Source organism: Pacificispira sp. HM-600 (assembly GCF_977993705.1).
In genome coordinates, this window is the sequence record NZ_OZ388079.1 from 798,671 (window position 1) to 815,327 (window position 16,657).

Genomic DNA, 16,657 nt, shown 5'->3' on the forward strand with positions numbered 1-16,657 from the left:
GAGCGGCCACAGCGACGGTCCCTGTGCCTGTCGAAGGGCGCGCCCGAAGCGCCGCGCGCGTAGGGTGGCGCCATGAGCAAGCGGATGCCGAAGGCCCTGTACAAGAGCGAACTGAAAGCCCTGCAGGCGCGCCTGGTCGACATGCAGGCCTGGGTGCAGGCAACGGGAGCGCGCATCGTCGTGGTCTTCGAGGGGCGGGATGCTGCGGGCAAAGGCTCGACGATCAAGCGTGTCTCCGAGTACCTCAATCCGCGTGTCACGCGCATCGTCGCGCTGCCCACGCCGACCGAGCGAGAGAAGACGAGCTGGTACTTCCAGCGCTACGTCGCGCATCTGCCGGCGGCCGGCGAGATCGTCCTGATGGATCGGTCCTGGTACAACCGCGCGGGCGTAGAACACGTGATGGGTTACTGCACGAACGCCGAATACCACCGGTTCCTTCATCAAGCACCGATCTTCGAGCGGATGCTCGTGGAGGACGGCATCATCCTGCTCAAGTACTGGTTCTCGGTGTCGGATATCGAACAGGAACGCCGGTTCCACGACCGCGCCAGCGACCCGATGCGCCGCTGGAAGCTGAGCCCGAACGATGTCTCATCCATCACCAAGTGGGAGGACTACTCGCGGGCCAAGGACACGATGTTCGTCCACACCGACATCCCGGAGTCGCCGTGGTTCGAGGTCGACAACGAGGACAAGCGGCGCGGGCGTGTCAACATGATCGCGCACCTGCTGTCGCAGATTCCGTCCGAGCCCGTCTCGCGCGAGGACATCGTGATCCCGGAGCGCCCGGCGTCGGGTGGCTACGAGCGACCGCCGCGGGACGACGACAATGTCGTGCCCGACTACGCCGCCGAGGTCATCTCCCGCGAGGGCTGATCAGACGCCTGGGTAGTTGCGCTCGGGCGCACCCGTGTACAGCTGCTGCGGGCGGCCGATCTTCGTCTGCGGGTCGAGCTGCATCTCGCGCCAGTGCGCGAGCCAGCCCGGCAGACGACCGATCGCGAACAGCACCGTGAACATGCGGGTCGGGAAGCCCATCGCTTTGTAGATCACGCCGGTGTAGAAGTCGACGTTCGGGTAGAGGCGACGCTCCTTGAAGTAGTCGTCGCTGAGCGCCAACTCTTCGAGCTCCTTGGCGAGATCCAGCAGCGGGTCGCTGACGCCGAGCGCCTCGAGCACCTCGTCCGCCGATTCCTTGACGAGCTTGGCCCGCGGGTCGTAGTTCTTGTAGACGCGGTGACCGAAGCCCATGAGCTTGACCCCGTCTTCTTTGTTCTTGACCCGCTCGACGAATCGCGCGACGCTCTCGCCCGAGTCGCGGATCCGCGCAAGCATGTCGAGCACGGCCTCGTTCGCGCCGCCGTGCAGCGGCCCGTACAGTGCGTTGATGCCCGCCGAGATCGACGAGAACTGGTTCGCTCCGGTCGATCCGACCAGGCGCACCGTCGAGGTCGACGCGTTCTGCTCGTGGTCTTCGTGCAGGATCAGCAGGCGCTCGAGCGCCCGCGACATGACGGGGTTCGGCTCGTAGATCTCGCTCAGAACACCGAAGTTGAGCTTCAGGAAGTTGTCGACGAAGCTCAGCGTGTTGTCGGGGTACAGGAAGGCCTGGCCGACGCTCTTCTTGTGCGCGTAGGCCGCGATCACGGGAAGCTTGGCCAGCATCCGGATCGTGTTGAGCTCGATGTGCTCGGGGTTGTTGGGGTCGGACTCGCCCTCGTAGTACGTCGAGAGAGCCGACACCGCCGACGACAGAACCGACATCGGGTGTGCCGTGTGCGGCAGCGCCGAGAAGAAGCGCTTGAGGTCTTCGTGCAGCAGGGTGTGATGACGGATGCGGTCATCGAACGCCGCGAGTTCGTCCGCGCTCGGCAGCTCACCGTAGATGAGCAGCCACGCGATCTCGAGGTAGCTGGAGTTGCCCGCAAGCTGCTCGATCGGGTAGCCGCGATAGCGCAGGATCCCCTTGTCACCGTCGATGAACGTGATGGCCGACTTGGTGGCGGCGGTATTCACGAAGCCGTAGTCGAGGGTGGTGTGCCCGGTCTGGCGCATGAAGGTCGAGATGTCGACACTCGGCGTGCCGTCGCTCGCCTGCAGGACGGGGAATTCCGCCGTTCGATCAGCGATGGTCAAGAACGCCTTCGTGGGCTGCGGTGCTTCCGTCGTGCCCGATTCGTTCTGCGTGGCGTCTTCATTGACATCGTTGCTCACGGCGCCTCCTTGCGATTGTCGTCGTCTGGGGGTTCAGCCGCGGCGGGCGGCTTTCGTTCGGTGCGACGCTGATGGAGCGGCGACCGGAACGGCGGCGTCGAGGCTGATGGGCCCCAGACATCCGCGTCGTTACAGCCTAGTGCGCCACCGCGCCTACTATCGAACTACCCAAACCGTCGGCGGATTCAGTGGTGGATGTCTACGAAACAGTCGAGCGGAGCCGAGAAGCCGCGCTGGCGATGCGCTCGTCCGTCGCGGTGAGCGAGAGCCGCACGTGTTGCGGAAAGTGCTCGCCATAGAAGACGCCTGGGCCCGCGAGGATGCCGAGATCAGCCAGTCGCCCCATGCTGTCCCACGCGTCGAGCCCCGCGGTGGCCCAGAGGTAGAGACCGGCCTCGCTGCGGTCGATCGTGAACCCGGCTGCCTCGAGCGCCGGCTTCAGTGCGGCACGGCGGGCGCGATACAGCTCCTTCTGGGCAGCGACGTGCGCGTCGTCGCCGAGGGCCACGAGCATCGCCGCCTGCACCGGACCGGGCAGCATGAGCCCGAGGTGCTTACGGACGTTCGCGAGGCGCGCGATGAGATCGGGGTCGCCCGCCAGGAATGCCGCGCGATATCCGGCGAGGTTCGACTGTTTGCTGAGCGAGTACACGGCCAGCACGCCCGTCGGATCGCCTCCCGTGACTCGGGGATCGAGAATGCTGGGGATGGGCTCGCTCACCCACGGGCCGGCCCAGCCCAGCTCGGCGTAGCACTCGTCGCCCGCGATGACGGCGCCGAGTTCGCGGGCACGGGCGACAGCGTGAGCGAGCTGCTCGACACTTAGCACCCCGCCGTCGGGGTTGCCGGGCGAATTGAGCCAGACGAGGCGCGTCCCGGCGGGCCACTCGTCGGGTTCGTCCGACGCGAACGGAATCGCGCCAGCGACGCGGGCGCCGATCTCGTACGTCGGATACGCGGCGCGCGGATGGATCACCACATCGCGTTCGCCGAGCCCCAGGAGCGTCGGCAGCAGCGCGACGAGCTCTTTCGAGCCGATGGTCGGCAGCACGTTGCGGAGTTCGAGCCCGACGACACCGCGTCGGCGGTCGAACCACTCGGCGATCGCCTCCCGAAGGGCGGGCGTCCCGACCGTCTGCGGGTACGCGTGCGCATCCGTGGCGTCGGAGAGCGCGCGACGAATGATGTCGGGCGTGGGATCGACCGGTGAGCCGATCGAGAGGTCGGCGATACCATCCGGATGCTGCCGTGCCCGTGCCGCGTAGGGCTCGACCTGGTCCCACGGGTAGTCGGGGAGGCCCAGGACCCCCACGCTCAGTGCTCCTGCGGAGGGAGCGCCTCGATGACGGGGTGATCCTTGTGGATCACACCGACCTTGGCCGCGCCACCGGGCGAGCCGATGTCGTCGAAGAACTCGACGTTGGCCTTGTAGTAGTCGCTCCACTCGGCGGGCAGATCATCTTCGTAGTAGATGGCCTCGACCGGGCACACGGGCTCGCAGGCGCCGCAGTCGACGCACTCGTCCGGGTGGATGTACAGCGATCGTTCGCCCTCGTAGATGCAGTCGACGGGGCATTCGTCGATGCAGGCACGGTCCTTCACATCGACGCACGGGAGGGCGATCACGTAGGTCACCCGACCAGTCTATGTCGGCGTGGACGACCTCAGATCCGGCCGGCGCCGCCGTCGACGGACGCGTCGACCGCCGAGACTGCGGCGGGCCGGGTCGACGTCGGGAACTCGGGCCAGGCCACGATCAGCACGGCGACGAGTGGACACGCGACCGTCCACACCACCGCGGCCATGCCAGCGGGGGCGATGACGGATCCGCCGGGCCCCTCCCCCGAGAACACGATGACGGCCAGCGTTATCCCCACGCCGGCGGCGACCGAGGCCCACCGATCGGCGAGCAGACGGATGGCGAGCATCAGCGCCGCGGCGCCGACGATACCCAAGACGAGGCCGACCGGAATGCCCCAGATCGTCGCCGCGTGGGCGACCGTGCCTACGACGCCGAATACGGCGCCCGCGAGCGCGGCGATGAACAACGTCGGGATACGTGAGACGAACTTCGGCATGGGCTCGACGATACCCCGCCTGAGTCAGGGCTCAGACGGCCCAGCCCGCGAGCCTCAGCAAGGCTGCCGTCACTGCTGCCGCCGCGACCACCACCAGGAAGGGAGCGCGGATGGCGAGCAAACCTCCGGCGACGAGCACGGCAGGCACCCGCGCATCTACGGCGAGTGCCTGGCCCGCGCCGAGGGTCTGCACGGCGACCAGGGCGGCGAGCAATGCGACGGTGAGCAGGTCGGCGATTCGCGCGGGCCGGGGGGCCTGCACCCACGCCGCGGGTAAGAGGTACCCGACCGCTTTGAGGGCGAGACAGATGACGGATGCGAGCAGCACCGCGGTCCAGAGCGTCATGGCAGTCCCTCACGTTCGGCCACGTCGAGCGGCTCCGGCGGGGGCAGGTCGTTCCGTCCGAGCCAGTTGAACCAGCCCACGACGATCGCAACTATCGCCGCGAGCAAAACCGGCAGTCCGGGCATCAGACCGGGTGTCAGGGCCGTTGCGACGACGGCCGCAGCCGCACCGACCGCGATCGCCTGTCGGCCCCGCAGACGCGGCCAGAGAAGGGCGAGGAAAGCGGCGGCCGCCGCCGCGTCGAGGCCGTAGGCCCGCGGATCGCCGAGAACATCGCCGAGCAGGGCTCCCAGCAAGGTCGTGACGTTCCAGCCGAGGTATATCCCGATTCCCGTCAGCCAGAAACCGAGCGTGCGGGCGTGGGGCGTGGTCTGGGCCAGCGAGACGGCGGTCGACTCGTCGATCGTGAAGTGCGCTGCCCCGGCGCGGGTGAGGACTCCGCGGCCGATGACCGGAGACATCCGCATTCCGTACGCGACGTTGCGCACCCCGAGCAGCGCGGCCGAGGCGATCGCCGCGGGCGCCGCCGCGAGTCCGCCGGCCCCGATCACGCCGACGAACGCGAACTGCGAACCGCCCGTGAACATCACGAGGCTCAGCACGCACGTCTGCCAGACGTCGAGCCCGGACGCCACCGAGAGCGCACCGAACGAAACCCCGTAGACGCTGGTCGCGAGCGCGACCCCGAGCGCCTGTCGGCGGGCACGCCGGGCCTCGGGATCCGGGGGGGCACGCATACCCCGAGCGTATCCGCGTCGAGCGTTCGCGCTCGCGGTCCGATCACGACCCGGTGGCCCGCGGCGAGAGGACTTCGGCGCGAAAGGAGGACTCTGCGTATGCAGCCGCCCTCCCCCGGCGCCGAAATCCTCCGGAGGCGGTGAAGCTCAGCCCTGGCGCTTGAGGCGTGCCGTGGCGCGGGCGCGCTCGTTCGCGTCGAGAGCAACCTTGCGGATGCGGACGATCTCGGGCGTCACCTCGACGCATTCGTCGTCGCGGGCGAACTCGAGGCTCTCTTCCAGCGTCAGCAGGCGCGGCGGCGTCATCGACTCGAAGGTGTCGGAGCTCGCGGCACGCATGTTGGTGAGCTTCTTCTCTTTCGTGATGTTGACGTCCATGTCATCGGCACGCGAGTTCTCGCCGACGACCATGCCCTCGTAGACCTCTTGCGTGGGCTGAACGAAGAACGACATGCGCTCTTGCAGCGCAATGATCGCGAAGGGGGTGACGACACCCGAGCGGTCGGAGACGATCGACCCGTTCTGGCGCGTGACGATCGCACCGGCCCAGGGCTCGTAGCCGTGCGAGATCGCGTTCGCGATACCCGTGCCGCGGGTCGTGGTCAGGAACTCCGTGCGGAAGCCGATCAGGCCGCGCGAGGGAACGATGAACTCCATCCGCACCCAGCCGGTGCCGTGGTTGGACATGCTGTCCATGCGGCCCTTGCGGGTCGCGAGCAGCTGCGTGATCGCGCCGAGGTACTCCTCGGGTGCGTCGATCGTCAGGTGCTCGAACGGCTCGTGCGTCTTGCCGTCGACCTGCTTCGTGACCACCTGGGGCTTACCGACGGTGAGCTCGAAGCCTTCGCGGCGCATGTTCTCGACCAGGATGGCGAGGGCCAGCTCTCCGCGACCCTGCACCTCCCAGGCATCCGGGCGTCCGATGTCGAGGACCTTGAGCGAGACGTTGCCGATCAGCTCGCGGTCGAGGCGGTCCTTGACCATGCGCGCCGTGAGCTTGTGGCCCTTGACCTTGCCGACGAGCGGCGAGGTGTTGGTGCCGATCGTCATCGAGATCGCCGGGTCGTCGACCGTGATGGCCCGGAGGGGACGGATGTCGTCGGGATCGGCGATCGTCTCACCGATCGTGATGTCGGGGAAGCCCGCGATAGCGACGATGTCGCCGGGACCGGCGTCGTCGGCAGGGTAGCGCTCGAGCGCGCGGGTCTTGAACAGCTCGGTGATGCGAGCGTTGCTGGTCGAACCATCCGCTCGCACCCACGCGACCGTCTGGCCCTTCTTCAGCGTGCCGTTGAAGACGCGCAGCAGCGCGAGGCGGCCGAGGAAGGGGCTCGAGTCGAGGTTCGTGACCCACGCCTGCAGCGGGGCGTCGTCCTCGTAGGACGGCGCCGGAACGTGCTCGAGGATCGCACCGAACAGGGGCTCGAGGTCGTCGTTGTCGGGCAGGTCACCGTTGGCGGGACGGTTGAGCGAGGCAGCGCCCGCGCGACCGCTGGCGTAGACCACCGGCACGTCGAGCAGGGCATCGACATCGAGGTCGGGCACGTCGTCGACGAGGTCGGACGCGAGCCCGAGCAGCAGGTCGTGGCTCTCCTCTTCAACCTCGGCGATACGCGCGTCGGGGCGGTCGGTCTTGTTGACCAAGAGGATGACGGGGAGCTTGGCCTCGAGTGCCTTGCGGAGCACGAACCGGGTCTGCGGGAGGGGCCCTTCAGAGGCATCCACCAGCAGCACGACACCGTCGACCATGGACAGGCCGCGCTCGACCTCGCCGCCGAAGTCGGCGTGGCCCGGGGTGTCGATCACGTTGATCGTGACGGGACCATCGGTCGCATGCACACCCTTGTAGGTGACCGCCGTGTTCTTCGCGAGGATCGTGATGCCCTTTTCGCGCTCGAGGTCGTTCGAGTCCATCGCGCGCTCTTCGGTGTGCTCGTGCGAACCGAACGATCCGGTCTGGCGGAGCATGGCGTCGACGAGGGTGGTCTTGCCGTGGTCGACGTGCGCGACGATCGCGACATTGCGGAGATCGGAACGAAAGGCACGCGCCATGAAAAGGTCCTTGCAGTGATGGGAAGTGTGAGAGACGGTCCCTGTGTTCGACAGGCTCAACAGCCGATGTCGAAGGGTCCAATCCCCCTGAGCCTATCGCAGGCGGCTGTGAGCCCGGCGAGCGCCCTGTTGGGCTCCGCGCGAGGGTGCCTCTTTGTTCCCGCGAGGGTGCCCCTTTGTTTGCGCGAGGGTGCCTCTTGTCTAGCCCAGTTCCCACTCTCGTGGTGGAAAAGGGCACCCTCGTGGTGGAAACGGGCACCCTCGCGGTGGAAACGGGCACCCTCGCGGTGAGAACGAGAGCGGGGCGAGACCCCGAAGGATCCCGCCCCGCCCGGACAATGAGCGCAGATTACTCGGCGGCCCAGCCCACGAGCGTCCAGTCGATCGTCTCGAACTGCGTCGCGCCGTAGTTGACGAGACCGTCCTGCACGGCCCACACGTTCGGGAGCGGCGCGATCGGGAACATCGGGACGTAGCCCCAGATGGTCTCGTTGATCTCGTTTGCGATCTCGATGCGCGCTTCGGGGTCGAGTTCGGCGTTTGCCTGATCCCACAGGTCACCGAGCGCTTCATCGGTCGTGGCGGTGAAGTTCTGCTCGGAGTCCAGCGGGTAGAACAGCGGTTCCGATGACGAGATCGGGAACGCGGTTCCGACCCACGAGAAGCTGACCATCTCGAAGTCGCCCGGGATCACGTAGTCGCTGAAGTAGCCGGCGACAGGAACCGAGACGAGCTCGACGGGGATCCCGAACTCACCGAGGTCGGCCTGGACCTGCTCGGCGCGCTGGATGTTCGTCGCGGTGTCGGCGGGAACGGTGACGCTGAGCTCGAGCGGCTCGCCGTCCTTCACCCACGAGTCGCCGTCCTTGCTGTAGCCGGCCTCTTCGAGGAACGCCGCACCCGCTTCGGTGTCATACGGCAGAGCCGCGTCTTCGTAGCCTTCCTGACCAGCCATGAAGATATAGTCGCCCTGCGTGACAGCAGGCACTCCGACCGGCGTGTTGGCCGCTGCCGAGATCTGCTCGCGGTTGACGATCGAGGCGACCGCCTTGCGCACGTTGACGTCGGAGAGCGGGCCCTCCTTGGCGTTCATCGTGACGTGGGTCCACGTCAGGCCGTTCGTGGCCTGGATGTCAGCGCCGTCGACCGTCTGCGCGGTCTCGTAGAGGTCGGCGTTCGACGAGATATAGAGAGCGTCGACCTCACCGTTCGCGAACGACGAACCCTGCTGGTCCTGGCTCACAGCCTTGAACAGGATGCGGTCGAGCTTGGGGGTCTCGCCCCACCAGAGCGGGTTGCGCTCGAGAATTACGACCTGCGCGTCGGAGTCGATCTCGGTGAAGACGAAGGGTCCGCTCGATGGCATGCCTATCGCATCGAACCCCTCGTTGAAGACGGCGGGGTCGCTCGCGATGCTCTCCTTGACCACGCCCGTCAGCAGACTCTCCCAATCGACGAAGGGCCGCGAGAAGGTCACCAGGACGTCAAACTCGTCCGCTCCCGCCTGCACGGAGGCGATGTCCTCATAGCCCACCGTCGACGCCGGTCGGTAGGTGTCGTCAACACCGTTGAGAGCCCGCCAGGTCGCTTCGTAGTCGGCGACGGTGATGGGCGTGCCGTCCTCCCAGACCGCGCTCGGATTCAACTCGATCTCGACAACCAATGGGTCTCGGCTCGTCACTTCAACGGAAGATGCGTAGTCTTCGTCCAGCTCGGCTACCCCGTACTCGTCGATGATGAGCGGCCCACCTGTCGTCGGCGCGACGATCGACCGCGTGTCAGCCTCGATGCCCGAGGCGAGATAGGTGTTGAACGTCAGCGGGAAGGATGTCACGGCCAGGTGCAGGTCGCCGCCTTCGGACACGCTCGCGGCATCGGCACGAGTCCAGGCCGTGGCGGGCAGCTCCGACGGAGGAGGAGGAGGCGTGGGCCCGTCGCTCGGAAGGATCGTTCCGCCGCCGATGCAGCCGGTCAGCGTAAGTGAAAGGGTGGCGACCGCGCCACTGAGGCCGAGCGCTCTCGCGATTCTCATGGGCTGTTATCTCCTCCCGCCAAAGTAACACCGAGGTCCGTAAGCAGCGGATCCGCTCGCGTCGCTTGCCAGACGGACCCGTCAGGTCTACGGGTGCGCGACAAGCACTGCTACCACGGCCCAGATGGCGATGGCGACGAGCGCGATCAGAGCCGGAACGTCCCAGCTGCGACGGACGACGGATGCTGAACGCGCGGCCTCCGGCGCCGGCAGCTCAGGCACGGGATCACCCTCCGTCGCCGAGATCCACTGTTCGCGTATCAGCTCCACGTCACGCAGGGCGGGAGGCTCGCGCCGCTCTCCCCCACCGAGACGAAGTCCCGGCCGGGCGGGCCGTCCGGCGACTGGACCGCCGAAACTCGCGATGTTCTCGCCCGAACTCAGGCCGAAGCGCACCTGCCAGCGCAGCTCGATGTCGCGCACGGCGCTCCAGGGAAACTCCACGATCCGCAACAGGTTGTGCACGCGAACGCCCTCGGAATCCGTCCGGATGTGCGGGGCGTAGACCAGCACGTAAACGAACCAGAGCACCAGCAGCACCCAGGGCGCCAGCAACATCATCTCGCCCAGCCCGGCACGCACGGCCGCGTCGACCAGCAGCGCCAGGGCGACAACGGCTCCGGCGATCGCCCCGATCGTGGCTGAGGGGGCGCGGAAGACCCGCACATCCCTGCGTCCGCCGACAGGTTCGTTCGGCGCAGACGGCGAGGACATGCCCGTCACACGCCGCCCAGCGGAATCGATGCACCCGGGATCGCCGCGAGCAGTCGCCGCGTGTACTCCTCGGCGGGATTCGCGAAGATCTCATCCACCGTGCCCTGTTCGACGACCTTGCCGCGCTCCATGACGCACACCATGTCGGCGGCGACGCGGACGACGGCCAGGTCGTGCGTGATGAACAGGTACGTCAGCCCGAGTTCGCTCTGCAACTCGGCGAGCAGCTGCAGGATCTGATCCTGCACCAGCACGTCGAGTGCCGAGACGGCTTCGTCGAGCACGACGACATCCGGCTTGAGCGCGAGAGCGCGCGCGATCGCGACGCGCTGCCTCTGCCCACCCGAGAGCTCGTTCGGATAGCGCGACTCCAGCGACTGCGGAAGAGAGACCTGGTCCAACAGCTCTGCCACACGAGCTCGACGCGACGCGCGGTCGCCCACCTTGTGGATGTTGAGGGGCTCCGAGATGGTGTTGCCGATGTTGCGGAGCGGATCGAGCGATCCGTACGGGTCCTGGAAGACCGGCTGCATCTGCCGACGCACACGGAAAACCTCGCGGCCACTGAGCTTCGCGATGTCCTGGCCGTCGATGAACACATCGCCCGACGTCGGATCCTCGAGCTTCAGCACCATCTTCGCCACGGTGGACTTGCCCGAGCCGGACTCCCCCACCAGGGCGAGCGTCTTGCCGCGCGGAATCTGGAACGAGACGCCGTCGACGGCACGGAAGGCTTCGCTGCGGAAGCCACCGAGGCGGATCTTGTACTCCTTGACGAGGTCGCGGACCTCGATCGCGGGAGCGGCCGGCGCAGCATTCGCGCTGGCCTGTTCGCGCGGGCGCGTCTGGATGCGCTTGGACGCCAGGCTCGGCGCCGCGGCGACGAGACGCTGGGTGTACGGATGCAGCGGGTTCTCGAGAATCTCGCGGCTCGGGCCCATCTCGACGATCTCACCCCGATTCATCACGACGATCTTCTCGGCCCGCTCGGCGGCGAGGCCCAGGTCATGCGTGATGAGGAGCACCGACGTGCCCTTGTCTCGCGTCAGCGTGGCCATGTGGTCGAGAATCACCCGCTGCACGGTGACGTCGAGGGCCGACGTCGGTTCGTCTGCGATCAGAAGCTTCGGGTCGGCGGCCAGACCGATGCCGATCAGGGCACGCTGGCGCATACCCCCGGAGAACTGGTGCGGGAACTGGTGCATGCGCTTGGCAGCATCCGGAAGTCCCGCCTGCTTCAGAACCTCGATCGCACGCGCCTCGACGTCCTTTCGGTCGGACGCGATCCCGTTAGCCCGGATCGCTTCCTTCACCTGGAAGCCGATGCTCCACACCGGGTTCAGGTTCGACATCGGGTCCTGCGGGACGTAGCCGATCTCACGCCCGCGGATGCGCTCCATCTGCGTGGCGTTGAGGTCGGTGAGTTCGCGGCCGTCGAGCTTGATGCTCCCGCCTGTCACCAGACCGTTGCCCGGGAGGAGGTTGACGACAGCCGAGGCGGTCGTGGACTTGCCCGAGCCGGACTCCCCCACGATTGCGACGGTCTCGCCGGGGAAGATGTCCAGGCTCACGCCGTGCAGCACTTCGTTCGCACCGAATGCGACGGTCAGGTCGCGGATGCTGAGAAGCGGGACGTCGGTGCGCTCGCTCATCGGCGGGCCCTCGCCTTCGGGTCGATGGCATCTCGGAGAAGCTCGCCGAGCACGATGAAGGCGAGCACGGTGACCGTGAGCGCGATCGACGGATAGATCAGTGCCATCGGCGCGACACGCAGGGACTGCTGCGCCTGGCTGATGTCGTTACCCCACGACATGGTCCCGCTCCCGAGGCCCACACCAAGGAACGCGAGTGTCGCCTCGGCGACAATGGCAGCCGCGAGCGAGATCGTGGCGACGACCAGCACGGGGGGAAGGGCGTTCGGGACGACGTGCGCAACGAGCGTCCGGAAACGCGACTGGCCGAGCGCGCGAGACGCCATCACGAAGTCCGCCTGGCGCACACGCAGGATCTCGGCCCGGATGATGCGCGCCGTCGACGCCCAGGCAAACCCACCGATCGCGAAAGCGAGCGTGAAGACCGTGCGGTTCTGCGAAAAGACGCTCATGACGACGATCGCGGCGAGGATGTAGGGGATGGCGAAGAAGATGTCGCCGATGCGCGAGAGCAGCGAGTCGAGCCATCCGCCGTAGAAGCCGGCAAGTGCGCCGAAGATCAGGCCCACGACCGTGCCGATGACGGTGGCGATCAGGCCGACCGAGATCGAGGTGCGCGCGCCCCAGACGATGCGCGACCAGACATCACAACCCTGGAACGTGTAGCCGAGCGGGTGGCCTGCGGCCGGTCCACCGTTGCTGTTCTCGAGGAAGCACTGTGAGTTCGGCGGGACTTGCGTGAACAGGGTCGGCGCGAAAGCCATGATCACGATGATCACGACGACAACGCTCGACACCCAGAAAGTCGGCCGGCGACGCATGTCTCGCCAGGCATCGAGCCACAGGTTGCTGCGCTTCGCGGCAACCTTGACCTCATCGACCTTGATCGTGGCGTCGCGAACAGGGGCGACGAAGTGCGGGGCAGGAGTGAGATCACTTGGCATAGCGGATCCTCGGGTCAAGCAGACCGTAGAGCAGGTCGACAACGAGATTGACGAGCACGTAGACGACCACGAAGACGGTCACGAACGAGACCACGGTGGGACCCTCCTGACGCGTGATGGCCTCATACAGCGTGTTTCCGACACCGGGGACGTTGAAAATACCCTCGGTAACGGTCGCACCGACCAACAGCACACCGAAATTGGTGGCCGAGTTCGTGATGACGGGCAACAGCGAATTGCGCACGACGTGCACGGGCACAACGCGTCGCCGCGACAGGCCCTTGCTATACGCGGTGCGTACCCAGTCCTGATTGAGTGTGTCGATGGTCGAGGCACGCATCAATCGCATGCTCGTGGCGTACAGGCTCACCCCCAGCACGATGGCCGGGAGCAGCAGGTCGAGCCATCCGTTCCGCGCCCCGACCGTGGGTCGGAACCAGCCGAGCTGGATAGCCAGGAAATACTGCGCGAGGAAGGCGAGCACGAAGATCGGCACTGCGACGAAGACCAACGCGACGACGAGCGATGCGTTGTCGAACAGCTTGCCCTTCCGCAGAGCCGAGAAGGTGCCGATGATGATGGCCAGCGCGAATTCGATGACAAGCGCCATGATCGCGAGTCGCGCCGTCACCGGGAAGGTGCGCAACAGGATGTCGCCGACCGGCTGACCCGAGAAGCTGACGCCGAAGTCGCCCCGCAGCACACCGGTGATGTAGTAGAAGTACTGCACCAGGAACGGGTCGTCGAGGTGGTATTGCTCTCGAATCTGAGCGAGCAGAGTGGGGTTCGGGGTCCGGTCGCCGAAAAGGGCGAGGATCGGATCCCCGGGCATGGCAAAGACCATGAAATAGATCAGCAGCGTCGCCCCGAAGAACACGGGTATCACCTGCAGCAGTCGTCTGAGGATGTACGCGAGCACCCTCACTCCCTCCGGATACGGGGCGAGCGCTTACCCTGTTGGCGCGCTAACCCGCTAAGAGCATCGTGCCGCGTCGGGTGGGCGAACGCGAGCCCTGGGGAACATGTCGCGAGGCGGTGACGTCGCCGCCACCGCCTCGCGAGTCAGATCGGGAGTTAACCCTTGGTGATCTCGTGGTACAGCGGAACCGAGTTCCAGCCGAATTCGACGTTCTGGACCATCTCGGTGTAGCCACCGGTCACGTTGGAGTACCAGAGCGGCGTGGCGGGCAGGTCCTGCAGCAGGATCGACTGTGCCTGCTGGAACAGGTCGTTGGCCTCATCCGGGTCCGTGGACGAGATGCCTTCGGTGAGCAGCGCGTCGAACTCTTCGTTCGAGTAGTCGCCGTCGTTCGAGCCCGCGTTGGTCGCGTACAGCGGTCCGAGGAAGTTGTACAGACCGGGGTAGTCGGCCTGCCATCCGGTGCGGAACGCGGTGGTAATCGTGCGGGAGTTGACGAGCTCGCGCAGTTCGGCGAAGGTCGGATAGGGAGCACCCGACGCCTCGATGCCGAGCACGTTCTTGATCGAGTTGGTCACAGCGTCGACCCAGGCCTGGTGGCCACCGTCGGAGTTGTACGCGATCTGGAACGTACCCTCCCACGGCGAGATGGCGTCAGCCTCGGCCCAGAGCGCCTGCGCCTCCTCCTCGTTGTATTCGAGCACCTCGGCGCCCTCGAGCGAGTCCGACCATCCGTCGATGACGGGCGACGTGAAGTCGCTCGCCGGCGTGCGGCTGCCCTCGAAGATCACGTCGGTGATCTCGGGACGGTTAATGGCCATCGAGATCGCCTGACGACGGAGCTGACCCTCTTCGCCCTCGAAGTGCGGGAGGTACTCCGGCACCGTGAAGGACTGGAAGACCGCGGCGGGCTGGTTGACAGCCGTGCCGCCGACGCCCTCGAGGTCGGACTCGAAGGTCGCGAGCGCGCCCGTCGGGATCTGGTCGACGACGTCGACCTCGCCCGCAAGCAGGTCGGCGTACGACGCATCCTGCGACGCGTAGAAGACGATGGTCAGGCCACCGTTCTGCACCTCACGCACCCCCTGGTAGTCGGGGTTCTTGACGAGGTCGATCTGCACGTCGTGCTGCCACGCGCCCTCACCGTCGAGCATGTACGGGCCGTTGCCGATCGGGTTCTCACCGAATGCGGCCATGTCGTCGAACGCGACATCCGGCAACGGGTAGAAGGCCGAGTAGCCCAGGCGCAGCGCGAAGTCCGAGGCGGGCTTGTTCAGCGCGATCGTGAAGGTGTAGTCATCGACCTGTTCGAGGCCCGTGAGTTCCGAGTCCTCGTCGTAGCTGAAGCCCTCGATGTCCTCGAAGAAGTAGCTGTTCAGCTGCTCGTTCGATGCGAGCGCACCGTAGTTCCATGCCTTGATGAAGTTGTCGGCGGTGACTTCCTCGCCGTCCGTGAAGGTCTGACCTTCCTTGATCTTCACCGTGAGGTTCTGCGGGTCATCGACCGTGATCTCTTCCGCCATGTCGTTGACGGGCGAACCATCCGCCTCGTACGAGACCAGGCCCGCGAAGATCGCGTCGAGGATCTTGCCGCCGCCGACCTCGTTGGTCGTCGTGGGGATGAGCGGGTTCTCCGGCTCAGAACCGTTCGTGGTGATGATCGCGTCGCTTGCGCCGCCACCGTCGGTGTCGCCCGAGTCATCGCTGCTCGCGCAGCCGGCGAGCGTGAGCCCTCCGACGGCGAGGAGCGCGATCCCCGACAGGGCAATCTTGTTGCGCTTCACTTGTCCTCCTGTTAAGAGTGCTGTTACGCGCAGGGTCATAGTTGTGATTCTGCGCGGGATAGGGAAACCCTAGGCATCCTGGTCCGATTGCTCCAAATCATGAGCAAAACCGTTACATAGCCTTAACTCAAGCTGCCATCTATATGGCAATCTGTGGAAGTGGATCCCGCCAGCCCTACATCACTCGACCGCAGCGCACGGGTTCGACTGTGGTGGGAGATCGGCATCGTACTGGCCCTATCGGTCGGACGCTCGGCTCTCTATTCGGTGCTGCAACTCGTGCAGTCGTTGGAGCGCGAGGAGTCGCTCGGTCAGCAGTCGACCTCGGTCAACCCGGGGGCTTCCGTATCCGAATTCTGGCCCGTGCTCTACCAGTTCCTGTCGCAGTTCTTCGCGCTGGTGCCGGTGGCGCTCGCGATCTGGCTGCTGTGGGAGCCGGGGAAATCGGCATTCACGCGCATCGGGCTCGACTTCCGTCGCTTCGGTGGAGACTTCGGGCGCGGTGTTCTGCTCATCGTCGTGATCGGCGTGCCGGGTCTGGGGCTCTATGCGCTCGGGCGGGCGCTCGGGATCACCGTGCAGGTGGATGCTTCGCCATTGGATGCTTCGTGGTGGACGATTCCCCTGCTGCTGCTCGCGGCCGTGCGCGCCGGCCTGACCGAAGAGGTCATCTTCATCGGGTACCTGTTCGACCGGCTGCGTCGGCTCGGGTGGGGGTGGTGGACGATCATCCTGTCGACCGCTGCGCTGCGTGCGGCGTACCACGCGTACCAGGGGTTCGGTCCGATGATCGGCAACTTCGTGATGGGCGTCGTGTTCGGCTGGTGTTACCGGCGCTGGGGGCGCGTCATGCCGCTCGTTATCGCCCACACGCTGATCAACGTGATCGCGTTCGTGGGGTACCCGCTGGCCGCAGCCCTGTGGCCCGGGGTTTTCGGGGTTCCCGCCGGCCCGTCGCCCGCGCCGACCGGATCCCTGTCGCCGACCCCGACCCCCTAACCCGCCGGCCCCCGCGCCCCGCGCCACTTTCCCCGAACCGGCACATTCGTCGCGAGCCGGGCCGGATTCCGTTCCGGTTCGCGACGCAATTGCCGGTTCGCGCACGGAGACGGGGCGGGAGGGCGGACGCAGCACACGGGTCCTCCACCGGACGGGGATCGTCCGGTGTTTCCGCCGATCGCG

The 16,657-nt window shown here is 66.5% G+C and carries 15 protein-coding genes; 2 read left to right on the forward strand and 13 right to left on the reverse strand.

All coding sequences use genetic code 11. The annotated features are described in order from the left end of the window. Positions 1 to 72: 72 nt before the first annotated feature. A complete protein-coding gene (gene ppk2 / locus ACXZ1E_RS03725) occupies positions 73 to 879 on the forward strand; it encodes a polyphosphate kinase 2 (protein WP_458042090.1) in 807 nt (268 codons plus the stop codon). On the opposite strand, the gene ACXZ1E_RS03730 is transcribed toward ppk2, so the two are convergent. The 13 genes from ACXZ1E_RS03730 to ACXZ1E_RS03790 all read right to left on the reverse strand — a co-directional run bounded on the left by ACXZ1E_RS03730 (position 880) and on the right by ACXZ1E_RS03790 (position 15,475). Beyond that, a complete protein-coding gene (locus tag ACXZ1E_RS03730; RefSeq protein ID WP_458042091.1) occupies positions 880 to 2,217 on the reverse strand; it encodes a citrate synthase in 1,338 nt (445 codons plus the stop codon). It lies immediately after the preceding gene. Between the two features lie 199 nt (positions 2,218 to 2,416). After that, positions 2,417 to 3,529, reverse strand: a complete 1,113-nt coding sequence (dapC, locus tag ACXZ1E_RS03735; protein ID WP_458042092.1) for a succinyldiaminopimelate transaminase — start codon at positions 3,527 to 3,529, stop codon at positions 2,417 to 2,419. Positions 3,530 to 3,531: 2 nt separating this feature from the next. After that, positions 3,532 to 3,852, reverse strand: coding sequence for a ferredoxin (gene fdxA, locus ACXZ1E_RS03740; protein ID WP_036298533.1), 321 nt, complete (start codon positions 3,850 to 3,852; stop codon positions 3,532 to 3,534). 29 nt (positions 3,853 to 3,881) lie between these two features. Next, positions 3,882 to 4,295, reverse strand: a complete 414-nt coding sequence (locus ACXZ1E_RS03745; protein WP_458042093.1) for a histidinol dehydrogenase — start codon at positions 4,293 to 4,295, stop codon at positions 3,882 to 3,884. Positions 4,296 to 4,326: 31 nt separating this feature from the next. Continuing rightward, a complete protein-coding gene (locus ACXZ1E_RS03750; RefSeq protein ID WP_458042094.1) occupies positions 4,327 to 4,641 on the reverse strand; it encodes an AzlD domain-containing protein in 315 nt (104 codons plus the stop codon). Then, positions 4,638 to 5,378, reverse strand: coding sequence for an AzlC family ABC transporter permease (locus ACXZ1E_RS03755; RefSeq protein WP_458042095.1), 741 nt, complete (start codon positions 5,376 to 5,378; stop codon positions 4,638 to 4,640). The genes ACXZ1E_RS03750 and ACXZ1E_RS03755 overlap by 4 nt, the downstream gene beginning before the upstream one ends. A gap of 147 nt (positions 5,379 to 5,525) precedes the next feature. Then, a complete protein-coding gene (typA, locus tag ACXZ1E_RS03760; RefSeq protein WP_458042096.1) occupies positions 5,526 to 7,430 on the reverse strand; it encodes a translational GTPase TypA in 1,905 nt (634 codons plus the stop codon). A gap of 349 nt (positions 7,431 to 7,779) precedes the next feature. Beyond that, complete coding sequence (locus ACXZ1E_RS03765) at positions 7,780 to 9,462, reverse strand: ABC transporter family substrate-binding protein (protein WP_458042097.1); 1,683 nt, start codon at positions 9,460 to 9,462, stop codon at positions 7,780 to 7,782. 87 nt (positions 9,463 to 9,549) lie between these two features. Continuing rightward, the gene (locus ACXZ1E_RS03770) at positions 9,550 to 10,185 is read right to left on the reverse strand and encodes a hypothetical protein (RefSeq protein ID WP_458352036.1); all 636 of its coding nucleotides are present in this window, start codon (positions 10,183 to 10,185) and stop codon (positions 9,550 to 9,552) included. Next, on the reverse strand, positions 10,182 to 11,828 hold the full coding sequence (locus ACXZ1E_RS03775) for a dipeptide ABC transporter ATP-binding protein (RefSeq protein ID WP_458042098.1): 1,647 nt from the start codon (positions 11,826 to 11,828) through the stop codon (positions 10,182 to 10,184). Before ACXZ1E_RS03775 ends, ACXZ1E_RS03770 begins: the two co-directional genes overlap by 4 nt. After that, positions 11,825 to 12,772 (reverse strand): ABC transporter permease, encoded by a 948-nt coding sequence (locus ACXZ1E_RS03780; RefSeq protein ID WP_458042099.1) that lies wholly within the window; start codon positions 12,770 to 12,772, stop codon positions 11,825 to 11,827. The genes ACXZ1E_RS03775 and ACXZ1E_RS03780 overlap by 4 nt, the downstream gene beginning before the upstream one ends. After that, entirely contained in the window at positions 12,762 to 13,691 is a 930-nt protein-coding gene (locus ACXZ1E_RS03785; protein WP_458042100.1) for an ABC transporter permease, read from the reverse strand. The genes ACXZ1E_RS03780 and ACXZ1E_RS03785 overlap by 11 nt, the downstream gene beginning before the upstream one ends. Before the next feature lie 155 nt (positions 13,692 to 13,846). After that, a complete protein-coding gene (locus ACXZ1E_RS03790; RefSeq protein WP_458042101.1) occupies positions 13,847 to 15,475 on the reverse strand; it encodes a peptide ABC transporter substrate-binding protein in 1,629 nt (542 codons plus the stop codon). 159 nt (positions 15,476 to 15,634) lie between these two features. On the opposite strand from ACXZ1E_RS03790, the gene ACXZ1E_RS03795 reads away from it, so the two are divergent. Next, the gene (locus ACXZ1E_RS03795) at positions 15,635 to 16,474 is read left to right on the forward strand and encodes a CPBP family intramembrane glutamic endopeptidase (protein ID WP_458042102.1); all 840 of its coding nucleotides are present in this window, start codon (positions 15,635 to 15,637) and stop codon (positions 16,472 to 16,474) included. The last annotated feature ends 183 nt before the right edge of the window (positions 16,475 to 16,657 follow it).

Excerpts from the sequence above, each read along its gene's own strand:
- ppk2 (WP_458042090.1), top strand. The coding sequence starts at position 73 with ATGAGCAAGCGGATGCCGAAGGCCCTGTACAAGAGCGAACTGAAAGCC.
- ACXZ1E_RS03745 (WP_458042093.1), bottom strand. The coding sequence starts at position 4,295 with ATGCCGAAGTTCGTCTCACGTATCCCGACGTTGTTCATCGCCGCGCTC.
- ACXZ1E_RS03750 (WP_458042094.1), bottom strand. The coding sequence starts at position 4,641 with ATGACGCTCTGGACCGCGGTGCTGCTCGCATCCGTCATCTGTCTCGCC.
- ACXZ1E_RS03755 (WP_458042095.1), bottom strand. The coding sequence starts at position 5,378 with ATGCGTGCCCCCCCGGATCCCGAGGCCCGGCGTGCCCGCCGACAGGCG.
- typA (WP_458042096.1), bottom strand. The coding sequence starts at position 7,430 with ATGGCGCGTGCCTTTCGTTCCGATCTCCGCAATGTCGCGATCGTCGCG.
- ACXZ1E_RS03765 (WP_458042097.1), bottom strand. The coding sequence starts at position 9,462 with ATGAGAATCGCGAGAGCGCTCGGCCTCAGTGGCGCGGTCGCCACCCTT.
- ACXZ1E_RS03775 (WP_458042098.1), bottom strand. The coding sequence starts at position 11,828 with ATGAGCGAGCGCACCGACGTCCCGCTTCTCAGCATCCGCGACCTGACC.
- ACXZ1E_RS03780 (WP_458042099.1), bottom strand. The coding sequence starts at position 12,772 with ATGCCAAGTGATCTCACTCCTGCCCCGCACTTCGTCGCCCCTGTTCGC.